At 70.4% G+C, this 17,600-nt stretch carries 17 protein-coding genes; 9 read left to right on the top strand and 8 right to left on the bottom strand.

The genetic code is table 11. From position 1 onward, the window contains the following. Positions 1-27 precede the first annotated feature (27 nt). The 3 genes from WMF17_RS21895 to WMF17_RS21885 are packed head-to-tail and all read right to left on the bottom strand — an operon-like array spanning position 28 to position 2,261. Positions 28-318: a hypothetical protein gene (locus WMF17_RS21895; protein ID WP_437651087.1), complete on the bottom strand. Its 291-nt coding sequence runs from the start codon at positions 316-318 to the stop codon at positions 28-30. Between the two features lie 15 nt (positions 319-333). Further along, positions 334-1,428 (bottom strand): tetratricopeptide repeat protein, encoded by a 1,095-nt coding sequence (locus WMF17_RS21890; protein ID WP_437651085.1) that lies wholly within the window; start codon positions 1,426-1,428, stop codon positions 334-336. An 11-nt stretch (positions 1,429-1,439) separates the two neighbouring features. After that, positions 1,440-2,261, bottom strand: coding sequence for an SAM-dependent methyltransferase (locus WMF17_RS21885; protein WP_437604023.1), 822 nt, complete (start codon positions 2,259-2,261; stop codon positions 1,440-1,442). A gap of 516 nt (positions 2,262-2,777) precedes the next feature. On the opposite strand from WMF17_RS21885, the gene WMF17_RS21880 reads away from it, so the two are divergent. After that, entirely contained in the window at positions 2,778-4,664 is a 1,887-nt protein-coding gene (locus tag WMF17_RS21880) for a phosphoenolpyruvate carboxykinase (GTP) (RefSeq protein WP_437651364.1), read from the top strand. Positions 4,665-4,727: 63 nt separating this feature from the next. Here the strand turns inward: WMF17_RS21880 and WMF17_RS21875 are convergent, their stop codons facing one another. From WMF17_RS21875 to WMF17_RS21865, 3 genes are all read right to left on the bottom strand, one after another. Next, positions 4,728-5,753: a cation diffusion facilitator family transporter gene (locus WMF17_RS21875; RefSeq protein ID WP_437651083.1), complete on the bottom strand. Its 1,026-nt coding sequence runs from the start codon at positions 5,751-5,753 to the stop codon at positions 4,728-4,730. A 33-nt stretch (positions 5,754-5,786) separates the two neighbouring features. Further along, positions 5,787-6,287 carry an N-acetyltransferase family protein gene (locus WMF17_RS21870; RefSeq protein ID WP_437651081.1) on the bottom strand — a complete coding sequence of 167 codons (501 nt, stop codon included), beginning with the start codon at positions 6,285-6,287 and terminating at the stop codon, positions 5,787-5,789. 522 nt (positions 6,288-6,809) lie between these two features. Continuing rightward, positions 6,810-7,205, bottom strand: a complete 396-nt coding sequence (locus WMF17_RS21865; protein WP_437651079.1) for a winged helix-turn-helix transcriptional regulator — start codon at positions 7,203-7,205, stop codon at positions 6,810-6,812. Positions 7,206-7,288: 83 nt separating this feature from the next. On the opposite strand from WMF17_RS21865, the gene WMF17_RS21860 reads away from it, so the two are divergent. Then, positions 7,289-7,423, top strand: coding sequence for a hypothetical protein (locus tag WMF17_RS21860; protein WP_437651078.1), 135 nt, complete (start codon positions 7,289-7,291; stop codon positions 7,421-7,423). Beyond that, positions 7,420-8,223, top strand: coding sequence for an SDR family oxidoreductase (locus WMF17_RS21855; protein WP_437651076.1), 804 nt, complete (start codon positions 7,420-7,422; stop codon positions 8,221-8,223). The genes WMF17_RS21860 and WMF17_RS21855 overlap by 4 nt, the downstream gene beginning before the upstream one ends. 507 nt (positions 8,224-8,730) lie before the next feature. Here WMF17_RS21855 and WMF17_RS21850 read toward each other — a convergent pair. Both WMF17_RS21850 and WMF17_RS21845 read right to left on the bottom strand, forming a co-directional pair. Next, complete coding sequence (locus WMF17_RS21850) at positions 8,731-9,981, bottom strand: zinc-dependent alcohol dehydrogenase (protein WP_437651074.1); 1,251 nt, start codon at positions 9,979-9,981, stop codon at positions 8,731-8,733. A 233-nt stretch (positions 9,982-10,214) separates the two neighbouring features. Then, positions 10,215-10,718: a cupin domain-containing protein gene (locus WMF17_RS21845; RefSeq protein WP_437651073.1), complete on the bottom strand. Its 504-nt coding sequence runs from the start codon at positions 10,716-10,718 to the stop codon at positions 10,215-10,217. A gap of 276 nt (positions 10,719-10,994) precedes the next feature. Here WMF17_RS21845 and WMF17_RS21840 point away from each other — a divergent pair, with 276 nt between their 5' ends. From WMF17_RS21840 to WMF17_RS21815, 6 genes are all read left to right on the top strand, one after another. Then, a complete protein-coding gene (locus tag WMF17_RS21840) occupies positions 10,995-11,957 on the top strand; it encodes a class I SAM-dependent methyltransferase (RefSeq protein ID WP_437651071.1) in 963 nt (320 codons plus the stop codon). Further along, positions 11,954-13,078 carry a site-2 protease family protein gene (locus WMF17_RS21835; RefSeq protein ID WP_437651069.1) on the top strand — a complete coding sequence of 375 codons (1,125 nt, stop codon included), beginning with the start codon at positions 11,954-11,956 and terminating at the stop codon, positions 13,076-13,078. Before WMF17_RS21840 ends, WMF17_RS21835 begins: the two co-directional genes overlap by 4 nt. 58 nt (positions 13,079-13,136) lie before the next feature. Continuing rightward, positions 13,137-13,334, top strand: coding sequence for a hypothetical protein (locus WMF17_RS21830; protein ID WP_437651068.1), 198 nt, complete (start codon positions 13,137-13,139; stop codon positions 13,332-13,334). A gap of 112 nt (positions 13,335-13,446) precedes the next feature. Then, positions 13,447-14,346: a DUF692 domain-containing protein gene (locus WMF17_RS21825; protein WP_437651066.1), complete on the top strand. Its 900-nt coding sequence runs from the start codon at positions 13,447-13,449 to the stop codon at positions 14,344-14,346. A gap of 4 nt (positions 14,347-14,350) precedes the next feature. Next, positions 14,351-15,196 (top strand): hypothetical protein, encoded by an 846-nt coding sequence (locus tag WMF17_RS21820; protein WP_437651064.1) that lies wholly within the window; start codon positions 14,351-14,353, stop codon positions 15,194-15,196. A 4-nt stretch (positions 15,197-15,200) separates the two neighbouring features. Next, positions 15,201-17,564: a lantibiotic dehydratase gene (locus WMF17_RS21815; RefSeq protein ID WP_437651063.1), complete on the top strand. Its 2,364-nt coding sequence runs from the start codon at positions 15,201-15,203 to the stop codon at positions 17,562-17,564. The last annotated feature ends 36 nt before the right edge of the window (positions 17,565-17,600 follow it).

Raw genomic sequence — 17,600 nt, 5'->3', positions numbered from 1 at the left:
GCTGAGCCCGCGCTCTTGGCGGCCGGGTCACCGCGCCGCGTGGCGCCGGTCGTTCTGGAAGGCGTGGGGGCTCTCGTCCCGGAGGTCGGAGTGGTCGGGATCCTCGTCCTCGCTCGGGTCGGGGCCGGGATCCAGGAGACCGGCGCATCGGGTCCACGCGCCTCCCGCGATCGCGGCCTGCACCTCGGGCGAACCCCGCTGTTCCAGCGCGGCCCGCTCCTCGTCGGTGCGCAGCTCATCCTGCCGGTCAGCCATCAACGCGGTCTGCTTGAAAGGGTCGATGCTCAGCTCGGTGAGCAGGTCGAAGAGATGATCCATGAATCCTCCTGTGGTTCAGTCGTTCTTGGATTGGAGCTCTCGAATTTCGAGCGACGAGAGCGGCTTCATGTGGAGTTCGCTCCACGTGGGATCGAAGGCCACGAGCGCGATTGCCTCGACGGACAGGTTATTTCGCTCGCTCACGATGGACATGCCGCCCACCCGGCCTTCGAGCACGTCCAGTCCGTGAAGCATCGTGTCGATTTCGCTCTTTGTAGATTCGAGCACCTTCCGGGTGTGCTCGATGACCACCGGCGCGAGGGGGTCATCGAGGTGTTTCAGCCCGACGGCGATGAAGTAGCGCGAGAAGACATCCGACGGATCCTTCGCCACGCCGTTGAGCCCTGCGGCCACGGACTCACGGAAAGTCCCCGCGGAGCTCAGGGCCTTTGCGGCGGCGCGGTGGACTGGCAGCCGCTTGTCGACGTCGAGCGCGAGCGACTTGAGCAGGCAATCGTGCGCCTCGAGAAGCCCGGGCTTCATATCGAGCTGCTCCCGCGCGATGAGCGCCAGGACGCATGCCTTGAACGCGAAGGCCCACGCGTACTGCGGATTGAGCTCGCTGGCTTTGTCGAGGTCCTGCAGCGCTCGCGACGCGGCGTCGCTGCCGTTCTGCGCCTCCGGCGCCGGGCGGTTGTCCAGCTCCAGGGCCGGCACCAGCCTGGGCATCACCTCGAGCCAGTACTTGTACATGTACGCCGCGCCCCGGTGGGCGAAGGTCCAGGCGCTCCCCGGCGACAGCTCGGCAGCTCGTTCGAGGAGCTCGATCCCGCGGTCGATGACCGCGTGCTGCTCGCGCCAGTCCGGGGGCGTGTCGGCCCTGCCCAGCCTGTAGCTAGCATGCATCCGATGAGCTTCTCCCCAGCGCGCGTACGCCCACCCGTAATCGGGCTTCAGCTTCAACGCCGTCTCGAAATCCTCGCAGCAGGCCTCCCAGTCGTCGATCGCCGCGCGCGCAGCGCCCCGGTGAGCGTAGGCCCACGCGTACTCGCTGTCGATCGCGAGCGCCTCGGTGAAGAGCTGGATCGCCGCGGTGTACTCGCCGTTTCTGCGGTGCACCTCACCTTGCTGGGCGAGGCTCTTGCGCATCGTGCATTCATTCTCTGCCATGAGCTCCCTCATCAGTGGACAAGCGGTGAATCCACCCCGGCTCCGGCGCCGCCGTCCCAGCCGATGCGCTCCAGCACCTCCGGGTCGACGGCCGCCCGCGCGATCGGCGGCACATACAGCGTCGAGATGTCGTCCACCCGCGCCGCCGCGAGCGCCGAGAGCGCCACCCGGTCCAGCCGAGGCGAGGCCAGCGGGTGCGCGGCCGCCTCGTAGATCACCGCCTCGTGGGCGGCCGGGTAGGTCTGGCACAGGCGCTCGACGAGGGCCTCGAGCCCGCGGCGGATGCGCGCGGCGTCCGACGGGTCGAAGACCCCGGCGTTGCCGACGCCGCCGATCTGGCACAGCACGAGCGGCGTCCGGGCGTCGATCTCCCGCCCCCGGATGAGGAGATCGGTCGCCTCGAAGAGCTGGAGCCCGTCGCGGCCCGGGTCCAACCCGAGATCGGCGAAGAGGCAGTCGATGGACGAGACGCCGGGCAGCATCCGGGCCGAGAACCCCTCGTCGCGCGCCTGCCGGACCGCCTCGTGCGCCGCGCTCGCGAGCACGCCCGGGTGCCCGTAGAACACCGCGCAGACCTTGAGCCCTTTGCGCACCTCTCCCAGGACGCGCTGGACCATCTCGGCGTAGATCGACCGCCGCGGCGTCTTGCCCTGCCCGTAGGGCAGCGACTCGGCCGCCGGGTTCAGGCTGCGCACCCAGCGCGCGGCCCACGGGTCGGCGACCGCGAAGAGCACGCGATCCGCGCGCTGGATGGCACGCTGGGCTGCGAGGGTCGTCTGGCCGGCCCACTGGATGCCGATGCCGACGACGACGAGAGATCCACTGGTTGACATGCGCTCTGCCCTGTGCCGGCGTCCACGCGTCGGCCGGAGGGGCGATCCATCGTCGTTCCCCCCGGACCCCATGGCTTCATTTTCTCCCTAACGTGACATCGACCCGGGATCAATCGAACGTGCACAGGCGCCTCGGGCGCGCTCGGCCCGGCCCGCGCGCGGCGCTGTCCTCGGGCGCGCTCGGCCCGAGCTCGCCCGCTCCGCGACCCGCATCGTCCACGCGGTACGGCCGCGACGGCGGTCGACGTCGCGGGGGCGCCTACCGGGGCACATCGCCGGCGCACCGTTTGCCCCTGGGCGCACCTGGTGCGCGCGGCTGCGCTGCGGCGGCCAGGCTCAGGAAGAATCGGTGCAGCCTGGCGGGCGCATTTCGGCCAGAATCGTGGTGAGGGCGGGCAGGGCCTGCACCTTGCAAACCCGTTCGACCCAGAGAATCAGGAGGGTACGCCAGTGTCCGTAGCAGCCAGTCAGAGCATCCAGAACTCGGTCCACTCCGAGCCGCCGCCGCCGGTCTCCATCCCCGGGCTGCGATCGTCGATCGCCAACGAGAAGCTGCGGCAGTGGATCTCGGAGGTCGTCGCGCTCTGCCAGCCGGACAACGTGCACGTGTGCGACGGCTCGAAGGAGGAGTACGACGCGCTCTGCGACCAGATGGTCAAGGCGGGCACGCTCATCCGCCTGAACCCGGAGAAGCGCCCGGACAGCTACCTCGCGCGCTCGGACCCGAGCGACGTCGCGCGGGTCGAGGACCGCACGTTCATCTGCAGCCGCCGCAAGCAGGACGCCGGCCCCACGAACAACTGGGCCGAGCCGCAGGAGATGAAGGCCACGCTGCGCCGGCTCTTCGCCGGGTCGATGCGGGGCCGGACGCTCTACGTCATCCCGTTCAGCATGGGCCCCGTCGGCTCGCCCTACGCGCACATCGGCGTGGAGCTCAGCGACTCGCCGTACGTCGCCGCGAGCATGCGGATCATGACGCGCATGGGGCGCCGGGTGCTCGATGCGCTCGGGGACGGCGATTTCGTCCCGTGTCTGCACTCGGTCGGCATGCCGCTCGCTCCAGGGCAGGCCGACGTGCCGTGGCCGTGCAACGCGGAGCACAAGTACATCGTCCACTTCCCGGGCGAGCGGCAGATCTGGTCTTTCGGGAGCGGCTATGGTGGCAATGCGCTGCTCGGCAAGAAGTGCTTCGCGCTGCGCATCGCCTCGGTGCTCGGCCGGGAGCAGGGGTGGCTGGCCGAGCACATGCTGATCCTGGGGGTCGAGTCGCCGAAGGGCGAGAAGACGTATGTCGCCGCGGCGTTCCCGAGCGCGTGCGGCAAGACGAACTTCGCGATGCTCATCCCGCCGAAGGCGTTCGCGGGCTGGAAGGTGACGACGGTCGGCGACGACATCGCCTGGATGAAGCCCGGGCGGGACGGGAAGCTCTACGCGATCAACCCCGAGGCGGGGTATTTCGGCGTGGCGCCGGGGACGTCGGAGAAGTCGAACGCGAACGCGATGGCGACCATCCGGAAGGGGACGATCTTCACGAACGTGGGGCTCACCCCCGACGGCGACGTCTGGTGGGAGGGGATGACGGACGAGCCGCCGCCGGAGCTCATCGACTGGCAGGGGAAGCCCTGGACCCCGGACAGCGGGCGCAAGGCGGCCCACCCGAACGCGCGCTTCACGACCCCTGCGTCGCAGTGTCCCTCGATCGATCCGCGCTGGGACGACCCGAACGGGGTGCCCATCAGCGCGATCGTCTTCGGCGGGCGGCGGGCGACGACGGTGCCGCTCGTGTACCAGTCGTTCAACTGGGGCTTCGGCGTTTACATGGCGGCGACGATCGGCTCGGAGATGACGGCGGCGGCGGGCGGCACCATCGGCCAGGTCCGCCGCGACCCGATGGCGATGTTGCCGTTCTGTGGCTACCACATGGGCGATTACTTCAACCACTGGCTGCAGATGGGGCGTCAGATCGTCAATCCGCCCCGCATCTTCTCGGTGAACTGGTTCCGCAAGGACGATCAGGGCAACTTCCTCTGGCCGGGCTTCGGCGAGAACATGCGTGTCCTCAAGTGGATCGTCGATCGCGTGCACGGCCGCGGCTTCGCCGAGGAGAGCCCGCTCGGCTGGATGCCGCGCTACGAGGACATCGAGTGGCGGGGCATGGAGCGCTTCTCGAAGGAGCGGTTCTACCAGCTGATGGCGGTCGACAGAGAGGCGTGGAAGGTCGAGTTCGGCTCGCACGGTGAGCTCTTCGAGCGGCTCTACGACCGGCTGCCCAAGGAGTTCTTGCTGATGCGCGAGCTGCTCCTGTCGCAGCTCTGGCGCTCGCCGGAGCGGTGGGAGCTCGCGCCCGAGCGCTACCTCGACGAGCACGACGAGAACGACGAGGAGGGCGGGGCGAGCGCCTAGCGCACCGAGCCGCTCGAAGAGCGAGAATGAGGCGCAGAATCCGCGGCGGCTCCGCCGGCGCGTTCACGCCGGCTCATCGCGCTCGACGTCGATGTGCACGAGCACCTCGGCGTCGGGCTCGATCGCGAGGATCGCGTCGCGCGCGCGGTCGCTCCTCGCGTGCGCGCGGGCGAGGGGGAGGTCGCCGGGGAGCTCGATGTGCACGTTGACGAACAGCGTGCTCCCGGCGATCCGCGTGCGCAGCCCGTGGTGGCCGAGGAGCTCGCCGCGCGCGCGCATGGCGTCGAGCGCGGCCTCGATGGCGCCGACGCGCTCCTCGGGGGCGCTCGTGTCGATGAGGTCGCGCACGCCGAGCCGGAGGAGGGTCCCCGCCGACGTGAGGATGTAGACGGCGACAGCGATCGACAGGAGGCCGTCGACGCGGGAGAAGCCCGTCGCGTAGGTGAGGGCGACGCCGAGGAGGACCGCGAGGTTCGCCGCGATGTCGGTGCGGTAGTGGACGGCGTCGGCCTGGATGGCGCTCGACCCGGTGCGCGCGGCGACGCGGCCGAGGTAGGCCACGAGCGCGGCGGTGATCAGCGCGGCGGCGGCCATGGTGCCGAGCGTGACGGCGGCGAGGCGGAGCGGCTCGGGCGAGAGCAGCCGCCGGATCCCCTCGATGAGCAGGTAGACCCCCGAGCCGCCGATGAGCAGGCCCTGACCGGCGGTCGCGAGCGTCTCGATCTTCGCGTGACCGAACGGGTGGGAGCGATCGGGCGCGGCGTGGGCGAGCTGGATGGCGAGGGCGTTCGCCGAGGAGGCGAAGAGGTCGGTGAGCGAGTCGACGGCGCTGGCGGTGACGGCCATCGAATGGCCGAGCTGGCCGGCGATGAGCTTGCCGAGGGCGAGGCCGCCCGCGGTCAGCGCGGCGATGCGCCCGGCGCGCAGCGCGGCGCGGGCGCGGGCGGCGGGGTCGGGGCGGGCGGCGGGCGCGGGCGCGCCGGCGGGGGCGGGCGCGCCGGCGGGCGCAACGCCAGGGCCGGGGAGGGCGGTGGGGTCGGGGAGGGCGCCGGGGGGGGCGGCGCGGGCGGCGTTGGGCGGTCCGCTCATCGCGGGGAGGCTACCCCGCGGCGCCCGCGCTCGTCATGCCCGGCGCGCCCATCCGAGCAGCCGCTTCATCAGCGCCCGGCCCACCCCGAGCCCCTGCGCCTCCGGGTGCACGCCGATCCCGAGGACCCCCACGTGGCGGACCATCCGGGGCTTGAACCGGAGGAGCGTCGCCTCCCCGACGAGGCCGCCCCCCTCCAGCTCGGCGGCCAGGCACAGCGCCGAGCCGTCCGTCGCCGTGAGCCCGGCGCGCTCCCGCTGCTCGGCGTAGGCGGCCGCGTCGACGGGCAGCTCGTCCTCGTGCTTCCTCGGCGCGGCGTGCTCGCTCGTGGGCATCTCGCCGGCCATGGCGCAGGCGCTCACGGGGCTCGGGCTCGACGGGTCGGGCGTGGAGACCTTCCGGAACCTGCGGGCGGGCCTGAAGGCCGCGATCGCCGTCCGGCAGCGTGCCCCGGCCGCGGCGCGACGCGCAGCGAGGCCCAGCTGATCGCCGCGGCAGCCCGGCCCCTTCAAGCCGCCGCTCTTGCTGCGTGCCACGGAGCGAGCAGCGCCCTGATCTGTGCCAAGCCGACCCTGGTCTGTGCCAGGTGAGGGGGGTCCGGCACTGGCACAAACGCAATGCATTGCGACACACCGGGGTCCCGACCCCTCGCCAACGTTCTGCAGAGCGCCATCCGAGACAAAATTGTGCCAAAAACCGCGATCTGCGTCGCATTTTTGTGCCATCAACCCCGAGAACGCCCTCGATCTTGTGCCAAAAGGGGGGTCGGGACCCCTCCGGACCGCAATTCTGAGCGCGCGCGGCGGGGCGAGACCCCGCCGGACCGCACACAAGAGCGTGCGCTGCGGGGCCGGCACGCTTCTGGGCGAAACGCGGGGCGCATCCGGGGGCGCGCGATCGGGCGACCGGGCGAGGGGGCGAGGGGGCGACGGGGCGACGGGGCGAGGCGCGCGGACTCGAGCGCTCCGGCGTCGAGGGCGGCTGTCCGGTGATCGGATGGCGGTATCCAGAGTCCGCCGTGTCGCGCCTCGGGGCGCTGCGCTCCACCGGGGCAGCCATCACGAACGCGCATCGACGGGAGCGGACGCGCCGCGCTTCGCTGCCCATCGCAGCAGCGTGTCCAGCGCCGGGCAGAGCGCTTGTCCCCACTCGGTGAGCCCGTACTCGACCCGGGGCGGCACCTCGGGGTGCGTGACGCGCCAGACCATCCCGTCACGCTCCATTTGCCGGAGCTGCTGGATCAGCATCTTCTGCGAGACGCCGGGGATGGCGCGTTCGAGCTCCGAGAAGCGCTGCACCTTCCCTCCGAAGAGGCGAAAGAGGATCACGAGCTTCCAGCGCCCCTTGACGAGCTCGAGGGCCTGCTCGACACGCTCGGCGGCGATCTCGGGGGTGGCCGGCTCGTCGTACTCACCTTCGGGTGCGTACCCCACCTTTTTGTGCGTTCTTGCCACCCGATGAGCCTAGCCCAACTCTGCGTGCGAGGGGCCCACGTGACGGGCCTCGGGTCATCGTCCCCCAGGAGGACTCATCACCTATGCAAGTTCCCGAACCGCTCGCAGGGTACGTCGCCGCGCAGAACGCGCGAAGCGTCGATGCCATGCTCGCCTGCTTCACCGACGATGCCGTCGTCCGTCGAGATCAGATCGCGCGCCTGGAGATCGACGGATGAACACGCCCCGAAGATTCTCGATCGATCCCGAGGAGTTCGCCGGCAAGCGCGTGCTCGTCACAGGCGGCACCCAGGGGGCGGGCGAGGCCATCGTCCGCCGCCTCGGCGCTGGGGGCGCCGTGATTGCGACCGCGGCGCGCTCTGCGCTCCCGGCAGGCCAGTCGCCGAACGTCTTCGTACAGGCCGACCTCGCCACGGTGGCGGGTGTGGACGCCGTCGTCCGCGCGGTCCTGGGCGAGCTTGGCGGGATCGACCTCCTGGTCCACACCCTCGGCGGCTCCTCTGCACCGGGCGGCGGCTTTGCGGCGCTCACCGAGGACCTCTGGCACGACGAGCTATCGCTCAACCTGATGGCGGCCGTGCGTCTCGATCGCGCGCTCCTCCCGCACATGATCGCGCGAGGCTCGGGGGTCGTCCTCCACGTTTCGTCGATTCAGCGCCGGCTCCCGCTCCACGACTCGACGATCGCGTACGCGTCCGCGAAAGCCGCGTTGTCCACGTACAGCAAGGCGCTCTCCAAGGAGCTGGGCCCGAAGGGCGTCCGCGTGAACTCGATCGCCCCGGGATGGATCCGCACGACGGCAGCCGACGCCCTGGTGAAGCGCCTCGCCGAGCACGCCGGTACAGATGACGACACGGCCCGGCAGGGCATCATGAACGCGCTCGGTGGTATCCCCATCGGGCGTCCCGCGTGGCCCGAAGAGGTCGCGGAGCTCGTCGCGTTCCTTGCCTCCGACAGGGCGGCGTCCATCCATGGGAGCGAGTACCTGATCGACGGGGGCACTGTGCCCACCGTTTGACCGCAAATACCGGGCCCACCTGGGCACAACGCGCGCCCGCCGAACGTGCGGGTGTGCTGCGGGGCGCCGCGCCGAGCGCAGCGAGGCTCGGCGCACCGTCAGCATCAGCCGCTTGCTGGGGAGTACCGTCTGAGAGGCGCGGCTACACATCGCCGTCGCCTTGCAATCGATGAAGCCGCTTTAGGATCTCGGCCCGGTCTTTGCGGGCGCGGAGCCATTTGGGTAGCGTTTCAAGATATGATCTATCGACATGATCATGCTTCGGGAGCGCTCCGTCCGTGGACAGCCACTTGATTAGGAAGCTGAGATGCGCTCGGTTCGTTGCCCACAGACGACGCCCTTCGAACATCGGCGGCGTGCTGGACGCGCACGGCGGTGAAGTGAGCGCGGAGCGGGGGACCAGGCAGAGCGGATGGGGGGTCGGCGTTGCTCGGTCCACGATCCAGCAGACGATCCGAGCCCGGTCCGAAGGTTCAACATTCGACCGAGCCCTCGGAAGGCGCCGGGCTACGCGACGGCGCGGCTCAGGTGGGCGGGCGTCCCCGCCGCCGACGGGCGGAGCTCGACCTTGACCCACCCGGCCTCCCGTCGATCGAACGCCTTGTAGGCGTCGATCGCCGACTCGAGCGGCGCCTGCTTGGTGATGATCGTGGTGGGATCCACCTGGCCGGTCTGCACAAGATCCACGAGCTTCGGGATGTACTTCCTGTGGTTGCAGTTGCCCATCTGGAGGGTGAGGTTCTTGTTCATGGCCTCGCCGATGGGGAACGTGCGCGACGTCTGCGGGTAGACCCCGATCACGGAGAGGGTCCCCGCCTTGGCCACGCACCGGACGGCCCACTGCAGCACCTGTGACGGCCCGTCGCCGGCGCGGAAGGTGTCGCCCTTGGTGCGCGCGTCGGGGGAGATCTGCTTGACCTCCAGGTCGAACGCCTTGGCGTCCTGCTTCGCCTGCTTGCGGGCCGGACCGTCGTGGGGGCGCTCGGCGTCGACGCCGACGGCGTCGATCGCCCGGTCCACGCCGATGCCGCCGGTGAGGCGCAGGATCGCGACGAGCGGATCCTCGGCGGAGAAGTCGACGGTCTCGGCGCCCTGGTCGCGCGCCATCTCGAGGCGGTCGGGCACCTGATCGATCGCGATGATGCGGCCCGCGCCCATGAGCTTGGCGCTCGCGATCGTGAACAGGCCGACGGGGCCGCAGCCGAAGACCGCCACGGTGTCGCCGGGCCGGATCTCGGCGAGCTCGGCGCCGAAGTACGCGGTGGGGAAGATGTCCGAGAGCAGGATGGCCTGGTCGTCGCTGACGCCGTTCGGGAGCTTGACGAGCCCGACGTTGGCGAAAGGGATGCGCGCGAGCTCGGCCTGGAGTCCGTCGAAGGGGCCTGACATCTTGGGCCCGCCGAAGAACGCCGTGCCCGCGTGCTTGCCGTTCGGGTTCGCGTTGTCGCATTGCGCGTAGTACGCGGCGCGACAGTACGAGCAATAGCCGCACGCGATCGTCGACGGTACGACCACCCTGTCGCCCTTCTTCAGGTTCCTGACGTCGGCGCCGAGCTCCTCGACGACGCCGACCGCCTCGTGGCCGAGCACCGTGCCCGGCACCATCCCGGGCATCGTGCCGCGGACGAAGTGGAGGTCGGTGCCGCAGATGGCGCTCGCCGTGATGCGGAGGATGGCGTCGGTCGGATCCTTGATCTTGGGCTCCTTGATGTCGTCCATCCGGATATCGCCGATGCCGTGAAAGACTACCGCCTTCATGGGTTCTCGCTTTCTCCCCCCCCCATCGCGCTCCAGGCTGATCGCAGGACAGGGGCGCTGCGGCCGCAGGCGGAGCAACCGAGGTGCCAAGCGGACGCGCTCCGAGCCGCGCCCGCTGGAGGCGCGTCGCCCGCGGCCGCGCCGCGGGAGGAGCGCGTGACAATTTGCCTCTCGCGTGGCCGCCTGCCGCAGGCGCCGCAGAGCTCGTCTCGAGGGGACCTGAGGCCGACTCTCTACGGCGCGCGGTGGATTGGATCGATCCAGGCGACCGCTTCCGGTCTCTCCGCCGGCGTGATGTCCAGATTGACCACGACCGCTTCACCGTCGCTCCTCACGAGCACGCACTCGAGCGGATCGTCCGCGCTCGCGTTGATCTCCTGGTGCGGCACGAAGGGGGGCACATAGATGAAGTCGCCGGCGCCCGCCTCGGCCGTGAACTCGAGCCGGTCGCCCCAGCGCATGCGTGCCCGACCCTTCACCACGAAGATGACGCTCTCCAGCGGCCCATGGTGATGGGCGCCGGTCTTCGCGTTCGGGTGGATCTTCACCGTCCCGGCCCACAGCTTCTGCGCTCCGACGCGGGCGTGGTTGATCGCGGCCCTGCGATCCATGCCCTCCGTCTGGGCCGTGTTCGGGTCGAGCTGATCGCCGGAGATCACCTGCACGCCGTCGTGCTTCCAGCGCGCCTCGCCGTGCTCGCCGCCGTGCTCGCCGTTGTCGTCTTGCGGATTTTTCATCGGGGAGTTTCCTTGCTCAAGATACACAAACTCTTCCGTCAGGTCGGTCCTTGCCGATGGCAGGCTCTGCCGGTGCGGCGCGATATCGCCAGGGCGACACGTCGGCGAATGGAGAGTTACAGCCCTGTGAGATCACAGCCCGGCTCGGCCGCGTACGGCTGAAGTCCGGCGAACCCTGATCGAAATACGGACTTGACCCGTTTATGGTAAGCATGCATCCTGCCGCCCGACACGCCGGCCGTGCGCTGACGCATGCGGCCCTGCAATGAGGGCTCGATGGAATCGTTCCTCGTCGACTACTTGCGTCATATCGGTATCACGGAGGGGGTCACGGCGTCGGCGGTCGACTGCGAGGTCTGCGGCGGAGCCGAGTTCGTCACGGTGGCGGACATTGTGGACATCGGCAAGGACGCCTTCGGCAAGCTGCCGATCCAGTGCTGTACCGCCTGCGGATTCATGATGCAGAATCCGCGCTTCAACAGGCACTTCTACACGACCTTCTACAACACCTATTACCGGACCCTCCTCTTCGGGAGCAGCGAGCCCGAGAAGGCGTTCATCTCCGACCAGGTGCGGCGCGGCGAGCTGCTCTACAGGAGCCTCGCCGAGAGGGGCTATCTCAAGGAGCCGGGGAAGCTCCTCGACGTGGGGTGCTCCGCCGGCGGCCTCATGGTCAGCTTTCTGCGGCGCGGGTGGACGGGGCTCGGGACGGATCCTGACATCGGCTTCGTCAACCACGGCAAGGATCGGCTGGGGCTGCCGCTGGTCGTTGTCGACGCGGAGGACATGGACCTGCAGGCCGACGAGTACGATCTCGTCGTCATCACCGGCTCGCTCGAGCATGTCTATGACGCGAACCACACGCTCTCGTTGTGCCGCCGGGCCTCCAGGCCCGGCGCGCTGCTCTTCCTCGAGGGGCGCGCGCTCGGGCAGGGCATCCTGAGCGGCCATTTCAGCCACAACCACCGCCGGTACCTGACCGCGAGCTCGCTCGAGCTGCTCATGGTCAAGCATGGCTGGGAGCCCCTCTTCACCACGGACGCGCCCCTCTGCGGGCCGACGCGCCCGGGGGGCGTCTACTGCCTGGGACGCGCGGTCGACGTGCCCGCCCCGGAGGTCGTCCGCGCGCTCATCCGGAGCGGAAAGCGCGACGACCCTCGCGCGCTGCAGGAGCGCCTGGCGGCCGGCGGCGTCGCGGTCGACGCGGCGCCCAACCGAGACGCCCAGGGCGTCGCGTGACAGGCGACAAGAGCTCGAGCAGCGCGGCGGCCTTCCCGCTCCTCTCGCCGGACATCGAGGTGCTCGGGCCCGCGGAGGGCGAGGGGCCCGACCCGCGCCGCTTCGCGCTCTACGACCGCGCCACGGACACGTCGTTCGCGCTGGGAAAAGCGGAGCTCACCCTGGCGAGGCTCTTCGACGGGCGCCGATCCCGCGACGAGGTGCTGGAGCAGGCGCGGGCGTGCGTGTCCCCGCGGCTGTCCGCCGAGAAGCTCGCGCAGTTCGAGCAGCGCCTCGTCGGCCTCGGCATCCTCGTCGATTCGAGCCGCCCCGAGAGGGCCCGCAAGGACCCCTTCGCCGGCATCAGCTTCGGGCCGCTCAAGTCGCTGCTGCTCGTGCCGCTCATCAACCTGAAGCCCGACGAGCACCTCGACCGGCTCGCGCGCGCCGCCCCGGTGCTCGTCAGCCGGTGGCTCGTCTACGGATGTCTCGCGCTCATCGCCGCGGGCGGCTGGATCGCCGGGCTCGGATGGCACGCGTTCTCGGGAGATCTCGTGCTGGCGTACACGGGCTGGGGCTGGCTGCCGTGGCACTACCCGATCATGATCGCGTCCGTCGTGTGCCACGAGCTCGGCCATGCCTTGCCCTGCAAGGCGTACGGCGTGCGCATCAGCGAGATGGGCCTCGGCGCCTACCTCCTCTTCGTGACGGGATGGGCCCGCCCCGTCCAGCGAGAGTGGTCGCGCATGACGAAGCGACAGCGCGTCGTGAGCATCGTCATGGGGCCCCTCGCCAGCCTGGCGTGCGCCTCGGTGGGCATGGTGATATGGGCGCTCGCGGCGCCCGGCTCGGAGCTCGGCGTCTTCGGCGTCCGCGTGGCGGCGACGTCGGCCCTCGCGGTCATCCCGACGCTGCTGCCGGTGTTCAACGGGGACAGCTATCTCTTCCTGACCGAGGTGCTGGGGATCCCCGGCCTCCGGCAGAAGTCGTGGCGGTTTGCGCGCGGCCTGCTCCGCCGCGACGCCGGGCGCGCGCAGGACCTGAGCCCGCGGCGAAAGCTCCTTTACCTCTCCGTTGTCGCAGGGACCTTCCTTAGCTGGCTCATCGCCTGGGCCAGCGCGTACTCGCTGTTCTTCCGGTAGGCCCCGGCGCCTACCCTGCAACGCATCCATCACAGGCATCCTCAAGAGGAGAAGAGCAATGATTCCTTCGAATGAGCACGAAGCGGGCGACCCGATCGAGGCGACCGGCCATGTCGCCCAGGGGAGCTGTACCGAGGCCCTCAAGGGCCCTCCCACCGCCGCGAAGGACGAGGCCGCCCAGAAGCCGGCCGCCGCGAGCTTCGAGGATTTCGATCTCGACGACATCGAGGTCCTCGAGAGCAAGGTCTTCGCGTGACAGGTGGCTCGATGGAGGGCTGGAGAACGCTCCTGCCCTCCATCGAGCAGTTGAGGACGGGGCCGCGCTCGGGGCGATCGACCGGGCACGGCGTCCGTCAAGGAGCGCCGCTATGTACCCGAGCCTCGGAGTCGGCCTTCAGTACAATCCAGAGATCCTGGATTGGTTTCCTTTCGAGGAGATGGAGGTGGACGCGATGGAGATCCTCCTCGACACCGTGATGGGCCCCCTGGACAGCCCCTATGTCATGAAGCCGGGGGCGAAGGAGAAGCTCGATCGCCTCGCCTCGAAATACAAGCTCCTCGCCCACTCCAACTACGGGTGCGACTTCGGCTTCGAGCCGCTCGACACGACGCCGGCGGCGCTGCGTCACGTCGCGCTGGCGAAGGCGATCGGCAGCCCGTGGGTGGCGAACCATTGCTTCTATGGCGACAACTCGTGGCTCGATATCTGGAGCAGCCCCGTCCAGTTCTCGACCGCCGAGGTGAAGCGGGTGGCCGGGCGCGCGCGGGCGCTCCAGGAGATGTACGGGATGCCGCTCGCGCACGAGAACGCCGCCTATTACATCCCGTGTCCAGGCGCCGAGATGCGGGAGGCCGAGTTCATGGCCCGCCTCGTGGACGAGGCCGGGACCTACCTTCACCTCGACCTGCACAACATCTACACGAACTCGATCAACCTCCCGCGCTTCGACCTGGAGGATTACCTGGATACGATCCCGCTGGACCGCGTGATCGCGATCCACCTCGCGGGCGGCAGCTGGCTGGACGGCCTCTACCACGACTGGCACGACGAGCGCGTGCCGGAGCCCGTGTGGGACCTCCTGGATCGCGTGCTGGAGCGGGCCCGGCCCGGCGCGGTCATCATCGAGTACCAGGGCCAGGCGCACCACCCGTCGACGCGCGTCCTCGGGCGCGAGAGCGATCACGAGATGATCGTGCGCGACATCGAGCGCGCCCGCCGCGCGTGGGACAAGGCGCATGGCGTGGTCGCGACACGGCAGGCAGGGTGACCGCATGGAAGCGTCGACCGTCTGGACCGTCTGGCGCCGGATCCTCCGCGAGCCCGCGCTCAGCGACGTGATCTTCGAGCCCGGCTTCGCCGACCGCGCCTCGGAGCACGGCTTCACGGCGGAGCAGATCCCCATCGCGCTCGCCTACGCCGAGACGCCCCACCGCACGCGGTGGTTCATCGTCAACTACCGCTTCCGCCTCGTGAGCTCGTTCCTGTATGCCCTCGAGACGGGCGCCCCGCTGACCGTGCGCCTGCTCGTGAGCTCCGGCCACGATCTGCGCGCGCTGGGCGAGCGCTACATGGAGGCGCGGGGGTGGGAGGATCACGGGCCGTTCGTCTACACGTTCTGCGCGGACGTGCTGGACTTCCTGCGGCGCTCGGAGCTCGCCGCCGAGCTGCCCTACCTGCGCGACGTGATCGCGCTCGAGGCCGCCTCGGTGGAGCTCGTGCGCCGCCTGGCGAAGCTGCCCGGTGAGCGCTACCTGCGCCCGGCGCCGAGCGATGGAGTCGATCTGCGCGCCGCCACGCTCCGCAGGAACCTGCAGGGCATCACCGTGACCACGGAGCACGCGCTCGGGCCGTGGCTGAGGGACAAGTCCCTGCTGGGGCGGACTCCGCTGCAGAAGGGACCGCAGCACCTGCTGCTCTACGTGCCGTCGCCGACGAGCAGCTACAAGCTCGCCGGCATCCCGGAGCGCGGGGCGCGGCTCTTCAACGCCCTGACGGAGCCGCGCTCGCTCTCGGCGCTGCGCCGCTCTCTCGGGGGCGACGAGCCCCCCGAGGGCGACGACGTGGTCATCCTGCGACGGCTCTGCGCGTACGGGGTCGTCGAGGCCTCGAGAGGATAGCGCCATGTCCCTCTCGAGGACCTTCTGGCTGCGATCGGCGGGGTTCCCCATCGGCTGGGTCAGCGACCTCGGCATCGAAGCGAGCCGCCCCGTCGTCGCGCAGCTGTACCTTGTGACGGACGAGCTGCGCGGCCTCGGCGCGGGGCGGCGGGCCGGCAGCGCGGCGGAGGCTGCGCCCGACGCGCAGGCGGTCCGGCGCAAGCAGCTGACCGAGCGGCGGGCCGCGCTGGAGGCCGAGGGCGAGGCGCTGTTCACGGCCGACGCGCGCGCCGTCAGGAGCAAGGTGATCGAGCGGCTGTCCGGGCCGCTGGCGGAGGAGGCGCTCTTCCTCCTGAACCCCGCGGCGCTCGAGCGGGTCCGCTCGCTCGGGCAGGGCGGCGCGGCGCAGCTCGACAGCCGCCGGAGACAGCATGTTCGCCTCGCGTGGAGCTACCTCCAGCGGCTCTGCACGAAGAACGACACCGTGAGCTTCTTCGGCCCCATGGCCTGGGGGCGCATGTCCGGGCTCGACGAGCCCGCCCGGCTGAGCACGACCGGCCCGGGCTGGATCAAGCGGCGGATCGTGTCGTTCGAGCACTGGGCGGCCGTCGCGCTGGGCGCGGCGATCTCGGCCGATCCCGAGGTGTCCCCGCACCTGCCGCTCCGGCTCAACGCGGGCTGTCACGTCGAGGGCACCGAGCTGCGGTATCCCGTGAACAAGCGGACCCGGCTCTCGGCGCCGGCCGCGGACTTCCTCCGCTTCGTGGGCGAGGCGCGGCGCCACGGCGCTTGGCCGGCGGCGGAGCTGTGCGCGCGCTTCGCCCGCGAGACGGGCCAGAGCCCTGAGGACATCGAGCGCGCGTGCAGCTTCCTGCTCGAAAAGGGCGTGCTCGTGCGGAACATCGAGGTCCCGACAGCGGAGCATCGCCCCGAGGAGCGGGTCCGGCGGACCGTCGCGGCCTTGCCCGAGGCGTGTCCGGGGCGCGCGCGCTGGCTGCACACGATCGACGGTCTCCTCGCGCTGCGGGAGCGGTACCAGGGCGGCGCGCTGGAGGAGCGCGCGCGCACCTCGAGCGAGCTTTACAGCGTGTTGAAGAGCCTCGGCATCAACACGGACCGGGAAGCCGGGAGCATGTACACGGGCAGGTACGTCGTCTACGAGGACTGCGAGCGGTCCCTGTTCATCGAGCTCGGGCGCTCCGTGGAGGCGAGGCTCGACGCGGTGCTGGAGCCCGTCTGCAACATCTACCGGTGGCTCGCGAAGCGCGCCGCGCACCTCATCCATGCGCGCTACGAGCGCGTCTACAGGGAGCTTTGCGCCGAGGGCGACGAGGAGGGCGTCGACTTCCTGCTCTTCTTCACGACCGTGCGGAAGAGCCCCGCCCTGGAGCCCTCGGTCGAGCTGCTGAGGGGCGAGCTCAGGGCCGCGTGGGGTCGCCTCCTCGGCCCGGCGCCGGCGGACGACGTGATGATCGAGGAGCGCGATCTGGTCCGCCTGCTCGGCTGGCTCGAGGAGAGCGGCCCCACGGACGGCGCCCCGGAGCCGCTCGGCGTCGACGTGCATTCCCCCGATCTCCTGGTCGCGGCCAGAGACCTCGAGGCCCTGCGGCGCGGCGAGTACCAGATCATCGTCGGAGAGGTGCACCCGGGCGTCCACAACGTGTCGCAGCCCGTGGCGCAGCCGTTCTCGCCGTTCTCGCGCGAGATCCTGGAGGAGGTCGACGCGCTGCTCGCCCCCGGCCGCATGGTGCTCGTCGATCCGGCGCTCGGGCACCAGCGCTCGAACCTCAACTGGCCCGTGGTGACGAACCTCCACGACGTGCTCATGCCCGGAGACGACAGCCGCTCGCCGCTCTCGCGGCAGGTGGCGACCGGGAACGGGCGCGTCGTGCTCCGCGACGGGGGCGTCAAGTACCTGGATCGCGCCTCGGGGCGCCTCGAGGACATCATCACGGTGATGCCGCGGGATTTCCACCGCATGCTCTTCGACCTGGCCGCCGACGTGCTCGGCGCGGCGCACCCGTGCCGCATCTCGTGCGGCAACTTCATGCTGAAGCGCCGCACGTGGCGCGCCTCCGGGTCGAGCCTGCCGAGCGTGAAGCTCCCCGGCGAGAGCTTCCAGTCCTTCATGGCCGTCCACGCGTGGGCCCGGGCGCTCGGGTTGCCGCGCTGGGTGTTCGTGAAATGCCCGGGAGAGCCCAAGCCGATCTACGTCGACTTCGAGAACCCCCTCGCCGTCGACCTCTTCTACAAACAGGCCCGGCAGGCCGACGACGTGACGATCTCGGAGATGCGACCGGGCCCCGACGAGCTCTGGCTCGCCGACGAGCGCGGCGCGTTCACCTCCGAATTGCGGACCTCCTTCACCACCAAGGGCTCTCGCCGGTAACCGCGCCTGCGCGGCACGGGCGCGACGGCCTTCAGG

The organism is Sorangium sp. So ce362 (assembly GCF_051519845.1).
In the GTDB taxonomy this organism is placed as follows: Bacteria; Myxococcota_A; Polyangia; order Polyangiales; family Polyangiaceae; genus Sorangium.
The sequence above is the reverse complement of the archived record's forward strand: the minus strand, read 5'-3'. Positions and strand labels throughout refer to the sequence as shown.

What these genes read in the sequence shown, in the direction of transcription:
- WMF17_RS21840 (WP_437651071.1), top strand. Translation starts at nt 10,995, where the DNA reads ATGGAATCGTTCCTCGTCGACTACTTGCGTCATATCGGTATCACGGAG.
- WMF17_RS21845 (WP_437651073.1), bottom strand. Translation starts at nt 10,718, where the DNA reads ATGAAAAATCCGCAAGACGACAACGGCGAGCACGGCGGCGAGCACGGC.
- WMF17_RS21850 (WP_437651074.1), bottom strand. Translation starts at nt 9,981, where the DNA reads ATGAAGGCGGTAGTCTTTCACGGCATCGGCGATATCCGGATGGACGAC.
- WMF17_RS21830 (WP_437651068.1), top strand. Translation starts at nt 13,137, where the DNA reads ATGATTCCTTCGAATGAGCACGAAGCGGGCGACCCGATCGAGGCGACC.
- WMF17_RS21895 (WP_437651087.1), bottom strand. Translation starts at nt 318, where the DNA reads ATGGATCATCTCTTCGACCTGCTCACCGAGCTGAGCATCGACCCTTTC.
- WMF17_RS21820 (WP_437651064.1), top strand. Translation starts at nt 14,351, where the DNA reads ATGGAAGCGTCGACCGTCTGGACCGTCTGGCGCCGGATCCTCCGCGAG.
- WMF17_RS21825 (WP_437651066.1), top strand. Translation starts at nt 13,447, where the DNA reads ATGTACCCGAGCCTCGGAGTCGGCCTTCAGTACAATCCAGAGATCCTG.
- WMF17_RS21855 (WP_437651076.1), top strand. Translation starts at nt 7,420, where the DNA reads ATGAACACGCCCCGAAGATTCTCGATCGATCCCGAGGAGTTCGCCGGC.
- WMF17_RS21885 (WP_437604023.1), bottom strand. Translation starts at nt 2,261, where the DNA reads ATGTCAACCAGTGGATCTCTCGTCGTCGTCGGCATCGGCATCCAGTGG.
- WMF17_RS21875 (WP_437651083.1), bottom strand. Translation starts at nt 5,753, where the DNA reads ATGAGCGGACCGCCCAACGCCGCCCGCGCCGCCCCCCCCGGCGCCCTC.
- WMF17_RS21860 (WP_437651078.1), top strand. Translation starts at nt 7,289, where the DNA reads ATGCAAGTTCCCGAACCGCTCGCAGGGTACGTCGCCGCGCAGAACGCG.
- WMF17_RS21815 (WP_437651063.1), top strand. Translation starts at nt 15,201, where the DNA reads ATGTCCCTCTCGAGGACCTTCTGGCTGCGATCGGCGGGGTTCCCCATC.
- WMF17_RS21890 (WP_437651085.1), bottom strand. Translation starts at nt 1,428, where the DNA reads ATGGCAGAGAATGAATGCACGATGCGCAAGAGCCTCGCCCAGCAAGGT.